Raw genomic sequence first — 19,548 nt, 5'->3', positions numbered from 1 at the left:
GAGCGCCAGCTCGCCGAAATGGAGTCGAACAAGCCCGAACCGGCCACGGCCCATGCGACGGCTGAAGTGCCCACCCCCGTGGCCTCCAGCACCAGCGATGCGGGAGCCTTCACCATCGGCAACGGCGATGTGCTGATCGCGGCGATCACCAGCTGCACGAACACTTCCAACCCCAGCGTGATGCTGGCCGCGGGTCTGCTGGCCAAGAAAGCCGTCGAAGCCGGGCTGAAGGTCCAGCCGCACATCAAGACCTCGCTGGCGCCGGGCTCGCGCCTGGTCACGCGTTATCTGACCGAAGCCGGGCTGCTGCCGTATCTCGAGAAGCTGGGCTTTGCGCTCGCCGGCTATGGCTGCACGACCTGCATAGGCAATGCGGGCGACCTCACGGCGGAAATCAACGCGGCGATTCGCCAGAGCGATCTGGTCTGCGCCGCGGTGCTGTCGGGCAACCGCAATTTCGAAGCCCGCATCCACCCCAATCTCAAGGCCAACTTCCTGGCCAGCCCGCCGCTGGTCGTGGCCTACGCGCTGGCCGGAACGGTGCTCACCGATTTGATGACCCAGCCCGTGGGCAAGGGCCGGGGCGGCAAGGATATCTATCTGGGCGACATCTGGCCCAGCACCGAGGAAGTCCAGGCGCTGATGCACCACGCGATGAATGGCGCGGCCTTCCAGGAAAACTACGAGAAGGTCAGCAGCGAGCCCGGCAAGCTCTGGGAAAAGATCCGCGGCGTCAGCGGCGCGACCTATACCTGGCCCGACAGCACCTATATCGCCGAGCCGCCGTTCTTTGCCGATTTCACGCTCGACATCGCCCAGCCCGTGACCACGGGCATACAGCCGAGCAACCCTTATGCGGTGCATGGCGCGCGCATCATCGCGCTGTTCGGCGACTCGATCACCACCGACCACATCTCGCCGGCCGGCTCCATCCATCCCAAATCGCCCGCGGGCGAATGGCTGTGCGCGAACGGCGTGCAGCAGGCGGATTTCAACAGCTACGGTTCGCGCCGCGGCAATCATGAGGTGATGATGCGCGGCACCTTTGCCAACGTGCGCATCAAGAACCTGATGCTGCCGCCGCTGGCCGACGGCAGCCGCGAGGAGGGCGGGCTCACGCTGTACCGCGATGCGGCCTGCGCGGCGCGCAAGATGTCCATCTACGATGCCGCCATGCAGTACCAGGCCGAAGGCCGGGCCAGCGTGATCTTCGCGGGCGAGGAGTACGGCACGGGTTCGAGCCGCGACTGGGCGGCCAAGGGCACGCAGCTGCTGGGCATCAAGGCGGTGATCGCGCGCAGCTTCGAGCGCATTCATCGCAACAACCTCGTGGGCATGGGCGTGCTGCCGCTGCAGCTGCGCGGCGACGACAGCTGGGCCAGCCTGGGCCTGGTCGGCGACGAGTTCATCGAAGTCATTCCCGACCCGCTGCTCACGCCGCAAAGCGATGCCGAACTGTGCATCACGCGCGCCGACGGCAGCCAGGTGCGGCGCACATTGACGCTGCGCATCGACACGCCGATCGAGGCCGATTACTACCGCCACGGTGGCATCCTGCCGTACGTGCTGCGGCAGTTGCTGCAGGACTGAGCCTGCCTGCGCGCCTGTGCGACCATGGGGCAAGCGCAGGCGTGCGGGGCGCGCGCCGTCCAGCCATTTGGATCGATGCAATCGGGAGCGCTAGAATTTGCAGACGAGTCTCTGCTTCCTGCCAGCTTGAGGGGATGGCCCATGCTTCAAGATGCCAACGCGAATTCCGCCCTAGAACAACGCCGGCAGGCGGCCTGTCCGCGCGGCGTGGGCGTCCAGACCCAGGCGTTCACGGCCTCGGCGCGCAACGCCGAGATCTGGGATGTGAACGGCAGGCGCCTGATCGACTTCGGCAGCGGCATTGCCGTGCTCGCGACCGGACACCGCCATCCGCGCATCGTGGCCGCGGTCAAGCAACAGCTCGACAGCTTTCACCACACCTGTTTCCAGGTCACGCCCTATGAAAGCTACATCGCGCTGTGCGAAAAGCTCAACGCGCTGACTCCCGGCAACTTCCCGAAGAAGACCGCGCTGTTCACGACCGGCGTCGAGGCCGTGGAAAACGCGATCAAGGTGGCCAAGGTCGCCACCGGCCGCAATGCGGTCATTGCCTTCTCGGGCGCGTTCCACGGCCGTACGTTGATGGGCATGGCGCTGACCGGCAAGGTCCACCCGTACAAGGCCGGTTTCGGAGCGATGCCCGCTGACATCTGGCATGTGCCTTTCCCCGCCCAAGCCCTGGGAGTGACGGTCGACGACAGCATCGCTGCCCTGGAGAAACTGTTCAAGGCCGATGTGGATCCGCAGCGCGTCGCGGCCATCATCCTCGAGCCGGTGCAGGGCGAAGGCGGCTTCTATGTTGCTCCCGCGGCGCTGTTTCGCCAGCTGCGCGCAATCTGCGACGCCCATGGCATCTTGCTGGTCGTCGACGAAGTGCAGACCGGCTTCGGCCGCACGGGAAAGCTGTTCGCACTCGAGCACATGGGCGTGGACGCCGATCTGATCACCATGGCCAAGAGCCTCGCGGGCGGCTTTCCGCTGTCCGCGCTCACGGGCCGCGCCGAACTGATGGACGCCGCGCCGCCCGGCGGTCTGGGCGGCACCTATGCGGGCCATCCGCTGGCCGTGGCCGCGGCGCTGGCGGTCATCGACGTGATGCAAGCGGAGCAGTTGCCGGCGCGTGCGCAGTTGCTGGGCGAGAAGCTGATGCAGGCGCTGCGCGCGCTCCAGGCGCGGGTTCCCGAGCTCGCCGAAGTGCGTGGCCTGGGCGCCATGGTCGCGGCGGAGTTCAAGGACCCGGCCACGGGCGCGCCGCTGGCTGCCCGGGTCAAGCGCATTCAGGAACTCGCGCTGGAACGCGGGCTGCTGCTGCTGACCTGCGGTGTCCATGCCAATGTCATCCGCTTCCTGTTCCCGCTGACCATAGAGGAAGAAGTGTTCGAGGAAGGCCTTGCGATCCTGGCCGAAGCCATTGCGCCGGCCTGATACGCATCTGCCGCCCCCGCGCGGCCGGTATGCCAAAGTCTTTTGATGCGGAATCCTCAATCCCCGATGATGCCTGGCTTTGCGCACATGCCTTGCGGGCATGCGCGGCGGGGCGGTGGGAGGAAAATGGTGACCTGGATCAAGAATCCATCTGATACGGCCCAAATCGTCCCATCTGCTGCTGTTATCCAAAGCGCTTGCGGCGCATAGTAGCGGGCAAGGTACGCAGGGGCGCGAAGCGCTGCCGCCGCCGTTGTCATTGAGGCCTTATGTCAGATCACCCCACGTCACAGCGCGGCAAAGCACCGCGCAAGGTCATTCCCATTGCGTCCGTGCCCATCGAAGAGCATGAGCAGCCGCTGTTCGAGGCGCGCAGGAAAATCCAGCCGCGCTCGATCAGCGGCGTCTTTGCGCGCTGGCGCTGGGCCATGGTCTGGATCACCCAGCTGTTCTTCTACGGCATTCCCTGGCTGCAGATCAACGAGCGCCAGGCGCTGCTGTTCGATCTGGAGCAGCGGCGCTTCTACATCTTCGGCTGGCTGCTGTACCCGCAGGACTTCATCTATCTGACGACGCTGCTGATCATTTCGGCGCTGGCGCTGTTCCTGTTCACCGCGGTCGCCGGGCGGCTGTGGTGCGGCTTCAGCTGCCCGCAATCGGTCTACACCGAAATCTTCATGTGGATAGAGCGCAAGACCGAAGGCGACCGCAGCGCGCGCCTGCGCCTGGACAACAGCGGCTGGACGCGCGAGAAGCTGCTCAAGCGCAGCGCCAAGCATCTGCTGTGGCTGCTGGTTGCGCTGTGGACCGGCTTCACGTTCGTCGGCTATTTCGTGCCGATTCGCTCGCTGGCCGTCGAAGTCATGGCGCTGCAGGGCGCATGGCAGATCTTCTGGGTGCTGTTCTATGCGCTCGCCACGTATGGCAATGCGGGCTTTCTGCGCGAGCAGGTCTGCACCCATATGTGCCCCTACGCGCGCTTCCAGAGCGCGATGTTCGACAAGGACACGCTGCTGGTCACCTATGACGCGGCGCGCGGCGAAAGCCGCGGCCCGCGCGCCAAGGACATCGACTACAAGGCCAAGGGCCTGGGCGACTGCATAGACTGCAAGCTGTGCGTGCAGGTCTGCCCCGTGGGCATAGACATCCGCGACGGCCTGCAGTACCAGTGCATCAATTGCGGCCTGTGCATAGACGCCTGCAACTCGGTGATGGACAAGATGCATTACCCGCGCGGGCTGATACGGCTGTCGACCGAGAACGCGCTGGCGCGTGGCTGGCGCGGCATGCAGGTCGTGCGCCGCATGCTGCGCCCGCGCGTGCTGATCTACGGCTCGGTGCTGCTGGGCCTCACGGTGGCGATGGTGGCGAGCCTCTACGTGCGCGTCCCGCTCAAGGTCGATGTGGTGCGCGATCGCGGCACGCTGTCGCGCATCGTCGCCGGCGGCCAGATCGAGAACATCTACCGCGTGCAACTGGGCAATGCGACCGAGCAGGCGCAGCGCCTGCAGCTTTCGGCATCGGGCCTCGAAGGCCTGCGCGTGGCCTCGGACACCGAAGTCACGGTCGACGCCGCGGCCGACCGCTGGATCGTCGTGCGTCTGCAGGCACCGTATGGTGTGGCGTCGCCGGGATCGCACCCGGTGCAGCTCGAAGTGCATTCGCCCACGGACGGCACGATCACGGTGCAGGCCAAGACGACGTTTCTGGTGCCGCGCTGACACTGCTGCTGTCGCCTGGGTGACGGCGGTCGCGGCCCCTGCTGCGCACCGCCGCGGTGTTTGGTTATGGTGTGCGCACCCCCGTTCCGCACAACACCATGACAAATCCCCACGACAGCGCGCCCGAAGACGCCAAGCCCGACGCCGCCCCCGGTTTCCGCTCCGCCATCATCCGCCAGGGCACGGTGCGCGCCACGACGCGCAGCTTCCTGCACGCGCTGGGCCAGGACGACGAAGACATCGAACGCCCGCACATCGGCGTGTTCCATACGGGCGGCGAGATGAGCCCCTGCAATCTCAACCTGCGCGACCAGGCCCAGCATGCAAAGACCGGCATCTACGCGGGCGGCGGCACGCCGCACGAATGCCCGGTGGTCTCCGTGAGCGACGGGCTCACGATGGCGCATTCGGGCATGCGCTTCTCGCTGATCTCGCGCGAGCTGATTGCCGACAGCGTGGAAGCCTCGGTGCGCGGCCACCAGTGGGACGGCATCTTCGCCATCGGCGCCTGCGACAAGAACCTGCCGGGGCTGATGATGGGCATGCTGCGCTGCAATGTGCCCAGCGTGTTCGTGCACGGCGGCTCGGCGCTGCCGGGCCAGGCGCCCGGGCCCGACGGCCGCGATCTGAACGTCGTCGACACCTATGAAACCATAGGCCAGGTGCTGGCCGGCACGGCCACGCAGCAGGATCTCGCGCAGATCAGCCGCAGCTGCCTGCCCACGGCCGGCGCCTGCGCCGGCCAGTTCACCGCCAACACCATGGGCATGGTCAGCGAGGCGCTGGGCCTGGCGCCCATAGGCTCGAGCATGGTTCCCGCGGTGTTCAGCGAACGCGCGCCGCTGATGCGCCGCGCGGCGAAGACGCTGATGCGCGCCGTGTGGGCCAGCGCCGAAGGCAAGGGCCCGCTGCCGCGCGACATCGTCACGCGCCAGGCGCTGGAAAACGCCTGCGCCGTGGTCAGCGCCACGGGCGGCTCGACCAATGCCGCGCTGCACCTGCCGGCAATCGCGCACGAGGCGGGAATACGCTTTCACCTCGACGATGTCGCCGAAGTCTTCGCGCGCACGCCCTTGATTGCCGATCTGCGCCCCGGCGGCCGCTATCTGGCGCGCGATGTGCATTACATCGGCGGCGCGGGCGTGATCCTGCGCAGCCTGCTGGACCAGGGCCTGTTGCATGGCGAGGCGCTCACCTTCACCGGGCGCACGCTGGCCGAGGAACTCGCTTCGGCGCTGGCGCCCGACGGCCAGGTGGTGCGCGCCATCGACAACCCGATTTCGCGCGACGGCGGCCTGGCCGTGCTCAAGGGCAATCTGTGCCCCGACGGCGCGCTGCTCAAGACCGCGGGCCTCAACACGCTGGTGCACAGCGGCCCGGCGCGGGTGTTCGAGTCGGAGGAAGCGGCGCAGGCCGCGGTGCAGGCCATGCGCTATGCCGCGGGCGACGTGATCGTGATACGCAACGAAGGCCCCAAGGGCAGCCCCGGCATGCGCGAGATGCTGGGCATCACGGCCTTGCTTTACGGCCAGGGCATGGGCGACAAGGTGGCGCTGCTGACCGACGGGCGCTTTTCGGGCGCCACGCGCGGCCTGTGCATAGGCTACGCCGGCCCCGAAGCCGCGGACAACGGGCCGATCGCGGTACTGCGCGATGGCGACCTGGTCAGCATAGACGCGCGCCCGCAGGCGCGCTCGATCAGCGTCGCGCTGTCCGACGAAGAACTCGCGCAGCGCCTCAAAGACAATGCCCATGCTCGCGTAAATACGGGAGTGCGTTGGGGCGGCTTGCTGGAAAAATACGCGCTGACGGTGCGGCCGGCCCACCAGGGCGCGGTCACGCACTCGGGCGCGGTCACCTGGCTGCGTGACGAAGGCTGAACGAGAGGGCGGCCTTGCGCGTCTTCCATCAATATCAAGAAAGCAATCAATGACTCTGAATCGACGTGAATGGCTGGGCGCTGCGGGCGCGGGCGGCGCGGGTGCCCTGTTGGCCAGCCTGGGAATGCAGGCCCATGCCCAGGCAGCGCTCGAGAGCCTCAACATCATCACGGGCTTTGCCGCGGGCGGCACGTCGGATGCCATCTGCCGGCGCGTGGGCACGCAGCTGGCGCCGGGCTACGCGAAGATCGCGGTGGTGGAAAATCGCACGGGAGCGGGCGGCCAGATCGCGATCAACTACGTCAAGGGCCGGCCCGCCGATGGCATGACCATGCTGCAGACGCCCACGTCGATGCTGTCGATCTATCCGCATATCTACAAGAAGCTGGCCTATAACCCGGTCACCGATCTCTCGCCCGTGACGCTGGGCTGCGTGTTCGACTTCGGCTTTGCGGTCGGTCCGGCCGTGCCCGCGCAGGTGACCAATGTGCGCGAGTTCCTGGCCTGGGCCAAGGCCAACCCGCTGGGCGCGAACTTCGGCTCGCCCGCTCCGGGATCGACGCCGCACTTCATCGGCGCGCTGCTGGGCCAGCATGGCGGCGTGGACCTCAAGCATGCGGGCTACCGCGGCACGCAGCCGGCGCTGCTCGACATGCTCGGCGGCAATGTCTCGGCCGTGTGCGGCCCTGTGGGCGACATGCTGCAGCATCTGCCCAGCGGCAAGATCCGCATCCTGGGCGTCAGCGGCCAGCGCCGCAGCCGGTTCGCACCCCAGGTGCCGACGCTGGTCGAGCAGGGTTACGCCGACATGGCGCACAGCGAATGGTTTGCGTTTTTCCTGCCGGCCAAGGCCGCGCCCGAATTGGTGCAGCGCCTCAACGGCCATATGCGCACTGCGCTGGCTTCCAAGGAAGTCGTCGACAGCCTGGCGGTGTTCGGTCTCGAAGCCATGTCTTCCTCGCCCGCGGAACTCGCGGCGCTGGTGAAATCGGAAGTCGCGAAGTGGGGCCCCATCGTGCAGCGCGTGGGCTTTACCGCCGAAGGCTGAGCAAGGCCTGGTGCCGCAAGGCAAGCAATACAACGGGAGCCTTGGCTCCCGTTTTTGCTGGTGTTGTGACAAGCCCACATGCATAGCATGTTGTTTTGTGGCACAGCGTGCGTAAAAACGCGTACAGGGTTTATACTAGGGGCTACGGGTTACTACTTAGGTTTCCCGCTCTGGTGGTGTTGGAGATGCTAGCCACCAGTTGTTTGAGTGCATCTCATAGAAAGCACACCATGCGTCAAGCCATCAACACCCTGATCACTTTCATCGCTGACTACCGCGAAGCCCATATCGGCCTGGCCAACCAGTAATTGCAGACCTGACCTGCGCAGCTGCCGGCGCCAAGTCGGCACATGTGCACGGATACTGCCGTCAAGGCAGCGGGTCCGGGACAAAATACTCCATGACATTGGTTCTGGAGTATTTTTTTGGGTTTTTGTTAGGCGCCATATAATATGGCGACATGCAAAAATTCGAACAAAAGTATCAGGCGCTGCTGGCCGAAGCCGATAGGCGCCAATGGCCGGGCCAGGATCGCATACGCCTGTGTTTTCAGACGCTGTCGCTGGCCGCGGCCATCGACCGCGATTGCGCGCAGGTGCTGTCGGGCTACGGCCTGTCCGAAGGGCGCTTCGTGCTGCTGTTTCTGCTCGAAGCGGCCAGCGCCGGCCTCGCGCCGCGCGAACTCGCCGAACAGGCCGGCGTGACGCGCGCCACCGTCACCGGCCTGCTGGATGGCCTGGAGCGCGACGCGCTGATCGAGCGCCAGGCCGACGCTGCGGATCGGCGCGCGCTGCGCGTGCAGCTCACGCCCCGGGGGCGGCAGCTCGCGCAGTCCGTGGTGGCCGAGCATGGCCGCTGGATTGCGGGCGTGTTCGGCGGGCTTTCGGTCGATGAACGCAGCCAGCTCGCGGCTCTGCTGGACAAGGTGGCCGCCGGGCTTGCGGCGCGCGGCGAAGCGGGGCCCGCATGACGGCACCGGCCCAGCGCAAAGGTGCACGCCGCGGCGCCGATATTCCTGCCGAACTGCTGCAGGCGCTGTCGCAGGGCAGGGCGCAAAGCGCGACGCTGGTCGAAGGCCTGGCCGTGGACCAGGCGCAATTGCTGGGCGCGGTGTTTCCCGCATTGCCCGCAGCCGTGATGGCGGCTGCGGGCGCGGTCTGCGAACGCGGCATTCTGCAGCGCATGAACGGTATCGGCGGCCTGCTGTTCGACGCGCTGGGCAGCGAGGCCATGGTGGTCTGCAGCGGCCACCCATCGGATACCGTGCGCGGCTGGGCCTGCTTCATCGTCGGCGCCGACCCGGGGCTGGATCTCGCCGCGCGATTGGAGGCCATTCGCCCGCTGGCCGACGACGCGCATTTCGGCGTGCGCGAATGGGCCTGGATGGCCGTGCGGCCGCATCTGGCGCGGGAACTCGATGCCGCGGTGGCGCAACTCGCCGCATGGACGCGCGCGCCGTCCGAGCGTCTGCGCCGCTTTGCCTGCGAAGCGCTGCGTCCGCGCGGCGTGTGGTGCGCGCATATCGCGGCGTTCAAGCAGCAGCCCGAACGCGGCTTGCCGCTGCTGTCGCCGCTGCATGCCGATGCGGCGGTCTATGTGCAGGACTCGGTCGCCAACTGGCTCAACGACGCGGCCAAGGACAGGCCGGACTGGGTGCGCGCGCTGTGCGCGCAGTGGCTGCAGGGCGAGCCCAGCGCCGCGACGCGCCGCATCTGCCAGCGCGCGCTGCGCAGTCTTGCTCCACCCGGCCCTTGAGAACGCGTTGCCGCGCGGCATGGGTGCTCCCTATAATTGCGCGGCTCGTCGCTTAGCTATTCGATTCAGCCGCCGCCACATCGCAGCCCCTGCCCGACGCCTTTGGTCCCTTTTCCAAATGAGGCAATCCTGTGGTCGCGCGGTACTACTCCGAACTCGTCAACTTTTTCGCGCGCTCGCTCAACGATCGCGATGCGGCCTCCGACCTCGTGCAGGAAGCCTATGCCCGGGTGCTTGCATTGCACCAGCGCGGCACCCAAGTGCTCGACCCGCGCGCCCTGCTGTACCGCGCCGGCAAGAATATCGCGATCAGTGGTTTTCGCCACCGCGAAGCCGAAGCGCGCATGCTGCGTACGCTGGCTCTGGTCTGCGATGACAGGGCGCCGTCGGTGGAGCAGCACGTGGATGCGCGCCTGCGGCTGGAGCGCTTGCTCGCGCGCCTGGGCTGCATGCCGCGCAAGCGGCGCGAGGCCTTCATTCTGGTGCGCATCTACGGCTGCAGCTATGCCGAAGCGGCAGCGCATATGGGCGTGAGCGTCGATGCCATTGACCGCCATGTGGTGCGTGCGGTCATGGACTGCATGCGTTTGAAGGGCTGAGCGCGATGCCGCCAAGACCAAGCGCCTCTGGCCGCGCACCATCGCCGCAGATGATTGGCTTCGCGCTGTCGCTGATCGGTCGCCAGCACCACGGCGCGCCGCAGGACGCGGCTGCGGCGCGCGAAGAATTCGCGCGTTGGCGGCAGACTGATGCACGCCATGAAAGCGCGGCGTTGACGGCGCTCGACTACTGGCGTGCGACCGCGGCTGGCGAGCTCCAAGGCAGCGTCGCGCGGCCCGAGCGCGCGCGCGCGGGACGCCGGCGGGCGTTGCAGGTGCTTGGCCTGGGCGCTGGCCTGGGCACGTTGGTGGTGGGCGGTCGCTGGGTCTGGCGCCTGCCGACCGAGGACTTTGCCTTGCGCACCGAGCGCGGGCGACTGCTCGCTCGCGAGCTCGCCGACGGCAGTAAAGTGCACCTGGCGGCAAACACTCAGGCGACGGTGCGTTATTTCCGTGACCGGCGCGAGGTGACCCTGGCGCAGGGCGAAATCCACTGTGAGGTGCGGCGCGACGCGTCGCGCCCATTTACGGTGTCTACCGAATGGGGCCGTGTCGAGGTGCTGGGCACGGTCTTCAGTGTCCGCGCCCGCGCAGCCGGCATGCGTGTCGCGGTGGCCCAAGGACGCGTGGCGGTGTTTGCTGCCGACCACGGCGCGGCCGTCGACGCCAGCGTGGTGCTGGTCGGCGGCCAGGCCGTGGCCATTGACCGCAACGGCCTGCACGCACCGTCGGCGACGCGCGCTGACAGCGTGGCCGCATGGCGCGACGGCTGGCTGGTGTTCGAAGACACGCCGCTGCCCGATGCGATTGCGCAGTGGAATGACTATCTGGCCCGGCCGATTCGACTGCGCGACGCGGGCGCGCTGGCTTCGCTGCGCCTGAGCGGCAGTTTCCCTATGCGTACGCCCGACGCCTTCATGCGCAACCTGCCCGCCATGCTGGCAGTGACGGTCGAGCGCCGGGACGATGCATGGGTCGTGGGGCCGCGCCTGGCGCGCCGGGCAGGGGAGTGAAAAATAGTTGTGGGTGTTTGTTGTGCGAGTGCGTCTTCACCTCGAACTCTACTGAAACCACCCATGCGCCATTCAATCCCGATCTCCTTGCGCGCCAGCGCGCGCGCCCCCCATGCACTCGCTCTGACCTGCGCCGCGGCACTGTGCGCGTTCGGTCTGCCTGCCTGCGCTATCGCACAGCCAGCGCAGGCCGCAACCGAACGCGTGCTTCAGTTGTCCATCCCATCCCAGCCGCTGGGTGCCACCATTGACGCGCTGGCGCGGCAGGCAGGCATAGGCATAGGCCTGGATTCGCGGCTCAATGCCGGCCATGTCGCCCCCGCGCTGCAGGGCAGCATGACGCTCGGACAGGCGCTGGCACGCGTGCTGGAAGGCAGCGGCCTCGAAGCACTTGTCAATGCCAACGGCGCATGGATACGCCGCGCCAACGTTTCCGGTGAGGACGGCACGCTGGCGGCAGTGACAGTGACGGCACATAGACCTTTGGACGGGGCTGCGGCCCAGGCCTACCGCGCGGCCAGCAGCAGCGTTGGCGCGCTGGGGACCAAGGCGCTGCGGGACACGCCGTTCAGCCTCAACGTGATCACGCGTGAGTTGCTGGAAAACCAGCAAGCCCATTCGTTGCTCGATGCCGTCAGGAGCGATGCCGCCGTGGCGCAGGGCAGCAACTACACCAACGGCGCTGGCGAAGTGCTGTCGGTGCGCGGCCTGCTGCTGGGCTATCGCAACAATTACAAGCTGGACGGACAGGATCTGATCGGCTTTCTGGGCGCGCCGCAGGTACCGGTCGAGCACCTGGAGAGCATAGAGATACTGCGGGGTGCGGGCGGGTTTCTCCATGGCTTTGGCACGCCGGGCGGCATCGTCAATCTGGTGAGCAAGCGCCCGCCGCAGGCGCAGGTGCGCAGCATCACGATCGAAGCCACGGGCCGCGGCGCAGCGCTGGTGCACGGTGACATTGGCGGGCGACTCGGTGAGGATGAGCGTTTCGGCTACCGCGTCAACGCTGTCGAGGAACAGGGCAATACCTACGTGAAGGACGGTGGTCACATCAAACGGCGCTCGGCTTCGGTGGCGCTCGACTGGCGCATCACGCCCGATGTGGTGTGGAGCGTCGATGCGCTGGCGCAGCAGCGTCGCGTCGATGCCGTCTACTACCAACTGGTCCCCAATGGCAACGGCCGCGCAGCCAACTACGCGATTGCCGCAGCCCCGGCCGCCGTGGACGGCAGCACGCGGCTGGCTTCGCCATTCACCTACAGCGACGCGCGCAGCACCTCGTTCGGCACGTCGCTGGCCTGGCATATCGCGCCCGGCTGGGACGCGCGCCTGTCGCACCGCGACTGGAAACAGGACATGCAAAGCAACCACAGCTTTCTGTTCGCGAACGCGGCCGGCGTCTATTCGGAGCAGCAGATCTCATTGCCGGCACGTGTCAGATCGCAGCAGAGCCAATTGCTTGTGACCGGTGGCTTCGACATCGGCAGGGTAAGGCATGACATCGCATGGGGAGTGTCGGCCAGCCATATTCGCGCGCAGGAGTCGAATGATTTCGGCTCGCAGGTGTTGGGAACGGCTGCGCTGGCGACGCCAGGCGACTTCGTCGATCCGGGTCTCACGACCCACTGGATCGAGGGCGGCTGGGCGTTTCCCGAGCGCCAACGCAGTCTGTTTGCGTCGGACACGCTGCACTTCGGCGAACAGTGGGACCTGATTCTCGGCGCGCGCCACAACCGCTACATCTCCAACAGCTACGACAAGAGTGCCATCACTCCCACGCTGGCCGTGGTCTTTCGCCCGGCGCCGTGGCTGTCCGCCTATGGCAGCTATATCGAGGCGTTGGAGCAGGGCTCGACCGCGCCTCGCACCGCTGCCAATGCCTACGAGGTGTTCCCGCCGATCAAGAGCCGGCAGTACGAGTTCGGTCTGAAGGCCGAGCAGGTGGACTGGTCAGCGTCGGCCGCTGTCTTTCGGACCACGCAGGCGCTGACGTACACCACGTCGGCTGGCCGCTATTCCCAGGATGGCGAAGCACGCTACCAAGGCGTGGAGCTGTCGGGCAAGGCCAGACTCGCGCGGTCCTGGACGCTGCTGGCCAGCGGCGTATTCCTTGACGCGCAGAACACCGCGACATCGCTGGGCCAGTACGATGGCCGGCGCACGCCCGGCGCCTCGAAGCGGCAGTTCGCTGCCTATGCGGAGTATGAGCTCCCCGGCATGCCGCTGACGCTGACCGGTGGTTGGCGGCATGTGAGCGCGCGCGCACTCGACATGGCCAACAACTGGTCGCTGCCAGGCTATGCGACCTTCGATCTGGGCGCACGCTACGTCACACGCACTGCGGGCGCGCGCACCACATTGCGGCTCAACGTCGAGAACCTGGGCGACAAGGCCTATTGGCTCATGGCGGGGTCGAATCGCCTGGTGCAGGGCGCGCCACGCACCGTGAAGCTGGGCGCGCAGTTCGAGTTCTGACGCAGCGCCTTTGCAGCCCGCCGGGCCTGGCAATGGCTGGAGAAGCGATTACTGCACCCCTTGCGGTATCGCCGACGCGGCCCTGGCCTGGCTCGCATGGGCGAGTTCGCCCAGCACGGCAATTGCGCCCTCGATGCGCGCATCCCAGCCGTGGCCGTAGTTCAGCCGCAGGCAGTGGCGATAGCCATGCGAGGCCGAAAAGATCGGGCCGGGCGCGACGCTGATGCCGCGCGCGATCGCCTGGGCGTGGATGGCCAGCGCATCGCAGCCGGGCGGCAGCTCTACCCACAGGAAATAGCCGCCTTCGGGCCGCGTGGCGCGCGTGCCCGGCGGAAAATAATGGCCCACAGCCTCGGCAAAAGGCGCTTGGGCCGCCGCGAGAAACTGGCGCAGGCGGCGCAGATGCTTGTCGAAGCCGCCGCGCTCGAGGTATTCGGCCAGCGCCGCCTGGGCCGGCGCGTTGGCGCCCAGCGTGGTCGTGAGTTTTTGCCGCGCGACCGACTGGGAGAAGCGCCCGGCCACGGTCCAGCCTATGCGCCAGCCCGGTGCCAAGCATTTGGAGAACGAGGCGCAGTGCATCACCAGGCCTTCGCTGTCGAACGCCTTGGCAGGCAGCGGACGCTGGGCGCCGAGAAACAGCTCGCCGTAGACATCGTCCTCGAGCAGCGGCAGTCGGTGGCGCGTGATCAGCGCGACAAGATCGCGCTTCTTCGCCTCGGGCATCAGGCTGCCCAAAGGATTCTGGAAGCTGCTCATCAGCCAGCAGGCCCTGGGCCGGTGGCGCACGATGGCCGCCTCGAGCGCCGCCAGGTCCATGCCTTCGCGCGGGTGGGTCGGCACTTCGATGGCCTGCAGTCCCAGGCGTTCGAGCGCCTGCAGCGCCGCATAGAACGCGGGCGACTCGACCAGCACCGCGTCGCCGGGTCGGGTCACGGCCGAAAGACACAGGTTCAGCGCTTCAAGCGCGCCGTTGGTGACGACGATGTCGTCGGTGGGAACGGCCATGCCCTGGGCCAGATAGCGCAGCGCGATCTGGCGGCGCAACGCGGCGTTGCCCGGCGTCAGGTCATCGACCGTACTCCATGAGTCCAGCGTTTTCACGGCCCTGGCCATCGCCTGGCCCAGGCGCTGCAGCGGAAACAGCAGCGGGCTGGGGAAAGCCGAGCCCAGCGGCACCACGCTGCGCGCGTCGCTGGCCGCGAGGATGTCGAACACGCGCGCGCTGACATCGACCGCGACCGAGGCATCGGGCGGCTGCGAAGCCTGTTCGGGCTCGGGCGGCATGCGCCGCACTCCCGATGCAACGAAATAGCCCGAGCGCTCGCGCGCGCTCACCACGCCGCGCGCCTCGAGCAGGTAGTAGGCCTGGAATACGGTGGAGGCGCTGATGCCGCGGCTGTGGCACAGGCTGCGCACCGACGGCAAACGGTCGCCCGGCTGGAGCACGCCGTTGCGTATCGATGCTTCGATGTCTGCGGCCAGGGCTTCGTAGCGTTTCAGGCGCAGGCCGGCGCAGGGCACGGGGCTAGGCAGCAAGCGCAACCCGCGGAGCAAACAGCGCGCCCGCGCCATGCGGCTGGCAGCGCAGATACTGCGGCGCCGCCGTGACCTGCGCGCCCAGTACCTGGGCCGCGTGCCAGGGCCAGCGCGGATTGAACAGCGCGGCACGCGCGATCGCGATCGCGTCGGCGTCGCCGGCATCGAGCGCGGCCTGGGCCTGCAGCGGGTCGGTGATCAGGCCCACGCCTATCACGGGCATGCTGAGCTGTGCGCGCAGCGCGCGCGCCAGCGGCAGCTGGTAGCCTGGGCCGACCGGAATCTTCTGCGCGGGGCTCAGCCCGCCGCTGGACACATGCAAGAACGCCGAGCCCAGCGCCTGCAATTGCTTGGCCAGCACCGCGCTTTGCTCCACGTCCCAGCCGCCTTCGATCCAGTCGGTGGCCGAGATGCGTACGCCCACGGGCAGGGTGTGCGGCAGCGCCGCACGCACCGCGGCGAACACTTCGAGCAGCAGGCGCAGGCGGTTTTCCAGACTGCCGCCATAGTTGTCGCTGCGCTGATTGCTCAGCGGCGACAGGAACTGGTGCAGCAGATAGCCATGGGCCGCATGCAGCTCGATCAGGTCATAGCCCAGGCGCTGGGCGCGCAGCGCGGCGTCGACAAAGGCTTTCTTGATGCGCTCGATGTCGGCCAGCGTCGCGGCCGCGGGCACGGGCACTTCGGGCGCCGCCGACAGCGCGCTGGCGCCTACCGTGGGCCAGCGCTGGGCCGGCGGCAGCGGGCCGCCGCCGGCCCAGGGCTGCAGGCTGGACGCCTTGCGCCCCGCATGGTTGAGCTGAACGCCCAGCTTGATGTCGCTGAAACGGCGCACATGTTCGACGACCGTGCGCATCGCGGCTTCGCCGGCATCGCTCCACAGCCCGAGGTCCCAGGGGCTGATGTGGCCCATGGCTTCGACGGCCGTCGATTCGACGATCAGCAGGCCCGCGCCCGACTGCGCCAACTGGCCGTAGTGCATCAGATGCCAGTCGGTCGCGCAGCCTTCGTGGGCGCTGTAGGTGCACATAGGCGCGATCACGATGCGATTGGACAGTTCGACGCTGTCCAGGCACAGGGTAGAGAACAAGGCGGTCATGGCATCCCGTGAAAATGGAAAGGAAAAGAGATCAGGCCTTTTCCTGGAGCATTTCCTGCAAGGCCTTGATCTGCTGGCGCAGCATGCCATTTTCCTGCTCCAGCGTTGCCACGCGCTGCTGCAAGGCGGCGACATCGACATTTTCTTCGGCGCCGTCGGCCTGCGCTGCGTTCTCGTCGCGCGGCTTCTTCTTGGCTTCGCGCACGCGCTTGGCGGCCTGCTTGAGCTCGTCCTTGCCGGCGGCGGCCGCGGCCACCTGTTCCTCGGCGGGCAACTGGGCCACGGCGGCGGCGGCATTGATCGAGATGTCGCCGGCCTTCACGGCGGCGACGACTTCGGGCGTGGCCTTTTGCTGGATGGTCTCGATCTGCTTGACCTGGGTGCTGCTCAGGCGCGCGACGCGGGCCAGCGCTTCGCGCGTGGCCATGGCCTGATCGTCCGCAGCGGGTTCTGCCGGTGCGGCATCGGAGGGCGCGGGCGCGTGCTCCGCGGCCTTGGCGCGGCGCGCGGCAACGATCTCGCGCTTGCGCAGCGCGAGCACGCCGCGCTGGAAGTCGGAGACGCTGCGCCGGCCCAGATGCTGGTCGATCATCCACAGGTGGACATCGTCCATGTTCTGGAAATGCGTGGCCTGCACGGTCTCGAACGGCAGGCCGTGCTTGACGCAGATGCCGTGGCGGTTGTGGCCGTCGACCAGCAGATCGCCCCACAGCACCAGCGCGTCGCGGCAGCCTTCGGCAAGAATGCTGCGCTCCAGCGCTTCGTGTTCATCGGCGCTCAGCGGATCGATGTAGGCCTTGAGTTCTTCGTTGACAACAATGTTCATGGGACAGGGGGCAGAAAAAGAAAGGGGCTGCCAAAGCAGCCCACAGGGTCAGGGTGGACTTGGGGCCCGGCGCTCAGAGCAGACGGGCGATCAAGGCGCCGTCGACCGGGCCTTCGAGCGGAATGCGCACGCGGATAGGATTGCCCTGCGCCACGGTCACGGGTTCGCCTTCCATATTGAACATCTTCTCCAGCAGCACCTGGCGGTTGCCGCTGGGGTGGATGATCTCGAGCGTGTCGCCCACGGAGAAGCGGTTCTTGGTCTCGATCTCGGCCAGGCCGTCGGCAAAGCCGCGCACTTCGCCGACGAAGTGGCTGCGCTGCAGCAGCGAATGGCCGGTCTCGTAGTTCTGGTAGTCCTGCGCGGGGCGGCGCTCAAGAAAACCGCTGGTATAGCCGCGGTTGGCCAGGCCTTCGAGTTCGGTGATCAGATTCGGGTTGAACGGGCGGCCGGCGACGGCGTCGTCGATCGCGCGGCGGTAGGTCTGGGCGGTGCGCGAGACGTAGTACAGCGACTTGGTGCGGCCTTCGATCTTCAGCGAATCGACGCCGATCTTGGTGAGCCGGTCGATGTGCTCGATCGCGCGCAGGTCCTTGCTGTTCATGATGTAGGTGCCATGCTCATCTTCCATGATGGGCATGAGCTCGCCGGGGCGGCCCTGCTCTTCGAGCATGTAGACATGGTCGGCCTTGGGGTGGCGCGGCTCGCTGTTGCAGGCCGAGAAGCCGGTCTCGGCTTCCTGCTGGGCCTTGGCGAAGTCGAAGTCGCCTTCCATCTTCAGCGGCATGGCTTCGCCGGTATTGGGGTCGACCGCGGTTTCCTGGGTCGAATAGTTCCAGCGGCAGGCGTTGGTGCAGGTGCCCTGGTTGGGATCGCGGCGGTTGAAGTAGCCCGACAGCAGGCAGCGGCCCGAGTAGGCAATGCACAGCGCGCCGTGCACGAATACCTCGAGTTCCATGTCGGGGCATTCCTGGCGGATCTTCTCGATCTCGTCCAGGCTCAGCTCGCGCGACAGGATGATGCGCGCAATGCCCATGCGCTGCCAGAACTTGACGGCCGCATAGTTGACGGTATTGGCCTGCACCGAGATGTGGATAGGCACTTCGGGCCACTTCTCGCGCACCATCATCATCAGGCCGGGGTCGGCCATGATCAGTGCGTCGGGCTTGAACGCAATCACGGGCTCCATGTCGCGCAGATAGGTGCGCACCTTGTCGTTGTGCGGCAGCAGATTGCTGGTGACAAAGAATTTCTTGCCGCGCGCATGGGCTTCGGCAATGCCCTGGCCGATCTGTTCGAGGCGGAACTCGTTGTTGCGCGCGCGCAGGGAGTAGCGGGGCTGGCCCGCGTAGATGGCGTCGGCGCCAAAGTCATAGGCGGCGCGCATCTTTTCGAGCGAGCCGGCAGGCAGCAGAAGTTCGGGGGCTTTGAGAGGCATGGCGCAATTGTCTCCGATTGGGAGAAAACGGGTGGCGCTCATGGCCTGAAACTGCCGGGTATCGGGCAAAGGCGCGCGCAGTGCCCGCACTCAAACGCCCTTCAACCGCCCCGCGCAGGGCGAACGCCGGGGGGCGTTTCGAATGGACTCAAGTCAGAGCGAACGTAGAGAGTGGGCGTGGCCTGTTCCCCGTTCGTCCTGAGCTTGTCGAAGGATAAACGGCCCACCCGAGAGACAACCCCCGGTTCAGTCTCTTGGCCTGAAGCCTATGGTCAACGAGCTGGGCACCTTGCCATCGATATCCCGCGGCAGCGTGTCGGTCTTGTGCAGCGCGCGCACCACGGCCTGGTCCCAGGCGGGATTGCCGCTGGACTGGGTCACGCGCACGCTGACGATGGTGCCATCGGGCGAAGTACGCACCGCGACTTCGGCGCGCGGATTGCCGGCCACATCGTCGGGGTAGACGATATTGGGCTTGACCTTGGCCGCGACCTTGGCGCCGTAGCCGGCCGAAGGCCCGCCCGAAGACGAACCATTGCCCTGGCCCTGGTTGGGGCTGCTGCCGCGCTCGGCGCTGCCCTTGGAGTCGTCGGAGCCCGCGCCTGCCAGGCCTTGCATGCGGCGCAGGTTTTCCGCGCGGCGGGCCTCCGCGGCCTTGGCTTCCTTGGCGGCGTCTTCCTTCTTGCGCTTTTCGGCCGCGGCCTTTTCAGCAGCGGCCTTCTCGGCCTTGGCTTTTTCCGCCTTGGCTTTTTCTTCCTTCTCGGCCTTTTCTGCCTTTTCTGCCTTCTCGGCTTTTTCCGCGCGCGCCTTTTCCTCGCGCTCGGCCTTGGCCTTCTCGGCTTTCTCGGCCTTGGCTTTTTCGGCCTTCTCTATCTTGGCCTGCTCGGCTTTTTCAGCCTTTTCCTTCTCCAGCCGTTCCTTGCGCTCCTCGGCGAGTTTCTCTCGGCGCTCGCGCGCCTTTTCCTCGCGCTCGCGGTCGGCCTTTTGCGCTTTCTCGGCCTTTTCGCGTTCGAGCTTTTGCGCCTCTTCGCGCTTTTTCTTGCGCTCCAGCGCAATCTCGGCTTCGTGGTCGTCGTCCTTTTGCACCACGGGCGGTGGCGGCGGTGGTGGGGGCACGACAACCGGAGGCGGAGGCGGAGGCGG

General features: G+C 67.0%; 15 protein-coding genes. 10 read left to right on the top strand and 5 right to left on the bottom strand.

Translation table 11 applies throughout. The features are described from left to right. The 10 genes from acnA to RR928_RS11515 all read left to right on the top strand — a co-directional run. Positions 1 to 1,590: aconitate hydratase AcnA (gene acnA, locus RR928_RS11560; RefSeq protein ID WP_332682580.1), on the top strand; the 1,590-nt coding region annotated here is incomplete at its 5' end. A gap of 141 nt (positions 1,591 to 1,731) precedes the next feature. Beyond that, positions 1,732 to 3,015, top strand: coding sequence for a 4-aminobutyrate--2-oxoglutarate transaminase (gabT, locus tag RR928_RS11555; RefSeq protein ID WP_332539081.1), 1,284 nt, complete (start codon positions 1,732 to 1,734; stop codon positions 3,013 to 3,015). A gap of 269 nt (positions 3,016 to 3,284) precedes the next feature. Further along, the gene (gene ccoG / locus RR928_RS11550) at positions 3,285 to 4,736 is read left to right on the top strand and encodes a cytochrome c oxidase accessory protein CcoG (protein ID WP_332548638.1); all 1,452 of its coding nucleotides are present in this window, start codon (positions 3,285 to 3,287) and stop codon (positions 4,734 to 4,736) included. Between the two features lie 98 nt (positions 4,737 to 4,834). Next, positions 4,835 to 6,616: a dihydroxy-acid dehydratase gene (gene ilvD, locus RR928_RS11545; RefSeq protein ID WP_332682577.1), complete on the top strand. Its 1,782-nt coding sequence runs from the start codon at positions 4,835 to 4,837 to the stop codon at positions 6,614 to 6,616. Between the two features lie 49 nt (positions 6,617 to 6,665). Next, entirely contained in the window at positions 6,666 to 7,664 is a 999-nt protein-coding gene (locus RR928_RS11540; RefSeq protein ID WP_332539085.1) for a Bug family tripartite tricarboxylate transporter substrate binding protein, read from the top strand. Between the two features lie 460 nt (positions 7,665 to 8,124). Next, positions 8,125 to 8,634 carry a MarR family winged helix-turn-helix transcriptional regulator gene (locus tag RR928_RS11535; protein ID WP_332539086.1) on the top strand — a complete coding sequence of 170 codons (510 nt, stop codon included), beginning with the start codon at positions 8,125 to 8,127 and terminating at the stop codon, positions 8,632 to 8,634. Then, positions 8,631 to 9,419 carry a DNA alkylation repair protein gene (locus tag RR928_RS11530; RefSeq protein WP_332682574.1) on the top strand — a complete coding sequence of 263 codons (789 nt, stop codon included), beginning with the start codon at positions 8,631 to 8,633 and terminating at the stop codon, positions 9,417 to 9,419. The genes RR928_RS11535 and RR928_RS11530 overlap by 4 nt, the downstream gene beginning before the upstream one ends. A 131-nt stretch (positions 9,420 to 9,550) precedes the next feature. Beyond that, positions 9,551 to 10,018 carry an RNA polymerase sigma factor gene (locus tag RR928_RS11525; protein ID WP_332539088.1) on the top strand — a complete coding sequence of 156 codons (468 nt, stop codon included), beginning with the start codon at positions 9,551 to 9,553 and terminating at the stop codon, positions 10,016 to 10,018. 50 nt (positions 10,019 to 10,068) lie between these two features. Further along, a complete protein-coding gene (locus tag RR928_RS11520) occupies positions 10,069 to 11,031 on the top strand; it encodes a FecR family protein (protein ID WP_332549673.1) in 963 nt (320 codons plus the stop codon). A gap of 63 nt (positions 11,032 to 11,094) precedes the next feature. Beyond that, entirely contained in the window at positions 11,095 to 13,506 is a 2,412-nt protein-coding gene (locus RR928_RS11515; protein ID WP_332682572.1) for a TonB-dependent siderophore receptor, read from the top strand. A 48-nt stretch (positions 13,507 to 13,554) separates the two neighbouring features. On the opposite strand, the gene RR928_RS11510 is transcribed toward RR928_RS11515, so the two are convergent. The 5 genes from RR928_RS11510 to tolA all read right to left on the bottom strand — a co-directional run. After that, a complete protein-coding gene (locus RR928_RS11510) occupies positions 13,555 to 15,006 on the bottom strand; it encodes an aminotransferase-like domain-containing protein (protein WP_332682582.1) in 1,452 nt (483 codons plus the stop codon). 25 nt (positions 15,007 to 15,031) lie between these two features. Next, on the bottom strand, positions 15,032 to 16,141 hold the full coding sequence (locus RR928_RS11505; RefSeq protein ID WP_332549675.1) for an NADH:flavin oxidoreductase/NADH oxidase: 1,110 nt from the start codon (positions 16,139 to 16,141) through the stop codon (positions 15,032 to 15,034). Positions 16,142 to 16,172: 31 nt separating this feature from the next. After that, the gene (locus RR928_RS11500) at positions 16,173 to 16,967 is read right to left on the bottom strand and encodes a plasmid replication/partition related protein (protein ID WP_332539092.1); all 795 of its coding nucleotides are present in this window, start codon (positions 16,965 to 16,967) and stop codon (positions 16,173 to 16,175) included. Between the two features lie 73 nt (positions 16,968 to 17,040). Continuing rightward, positions 17,041 to 18,405, bottom strand: a complete 1,365-nt coding sequence (gene trhP / locus RR928_RS11495; RefSeq protein WP_332539093.1) for a prephenate-dependent tRNA uridine(34) hydroxylase TrhP — start codon at positions 18,403 to 18,405, stop codon at positions 17,041 to 17,043. A 246-nt stretch (positions 18,406 to 18,651) separates the two neighbouring features. Then, positions 18,652 to 19,548 (bottom strand): cell envelope integrity protein TolA (gene tolA / locus RR928_RS11490; protein ID WP_332682569.1); only part of this gene is annotated, 897 nt, incomplete at its 5' end.

Origin of the sequence: Comamonas sp. (assembly GCF_036666375.1) — a bacterium.
Classification (GTDB): Bacteria; Pseudomonadota; Gammaproteobacteria; order Burkholderiales; family Burkholderiaceae_C; genus Comamonas.
This window is presented reverse-complemented; position numbering and strand designations above follow the sequence as displayed.

Bases quoted from the DNA above. Each gene is read 5' to 3' on its own strand.
- RR928_RS11520 (WP_332549673.1), top strand. From the start codon at position 10,069: ATGATTGGCTTCGCGCTGTCGCTGATCGGTCGCCAGCACCACGGCGCG.
- trhP (WP_332539093.1), bottom strand. From the start codon at position 18,405: ATGCCTCTCAAAGCCCCCGAACTTCTGCTGCCTGCCGGCTCGCTCGAA.
- ccoG (WP_332548638.1), top strand. From the start codon at position 3,285: ATGTCAGATCACCCCACGTCACAGCGCGGCAAAGCACCGCGCAAGGTC.
- RR928_RS11535 (WP_332539086.1), top strand. From the start codon at position 8,125: ATGCAAAAATTCGAACAAAAGTATCAGGCGCTGCTGGCCGAAGCCGAT.
- RR928_RS11515 (WP_332682572.1), top strand. From the start codon at position 11,095: ATGCGCCATTCAATCCCGATCTCCTTGCGCGCCAGCGCGCGCGCCCCC.
- RR928_RS11540 (WP_332539085.1), top strand. From the start codon at position 6,666: ATGACTCTGAATCGACGTGAATGGCTGGGCGCTGCGGGCGCGGGCGGC.
- ilvD (WP_332682577.1), top strand. From the start codon at position 4,835: ATGACAAATCCCCACGACAGCGCGCCCGAAGACGCCAAGCCCGACGCC.
- RR928_RS11500 (WP_332539092.1), bottom strand. From the start codon at position 16,967: ATGAACATTGTTGTCAACGAAGAACTCAAGGCCTACATCGATCCGCTG.
- gabT (WP_332539081.1), top strand. From the start codon at position 1,732: ATGCTTCAAGATGCCAACGCGAATTCCGCCCTAGAACAACGCCGGCAG.
- RR928_RS11530 (WP_332682574.1), top strand. From the start codon at position 8,631: ATGACGGCACCGGCCCAGCGCAAAGGTGCACGCCGCGGCGCCGATATT.
- RR928_RS11505 (WP_332549675.1), bottom strand. From the start codon at position 16,141: ATGACCGCCTTGTTCTCTACCCTGTGCCTGGACAGCGTCGAACTGTCC.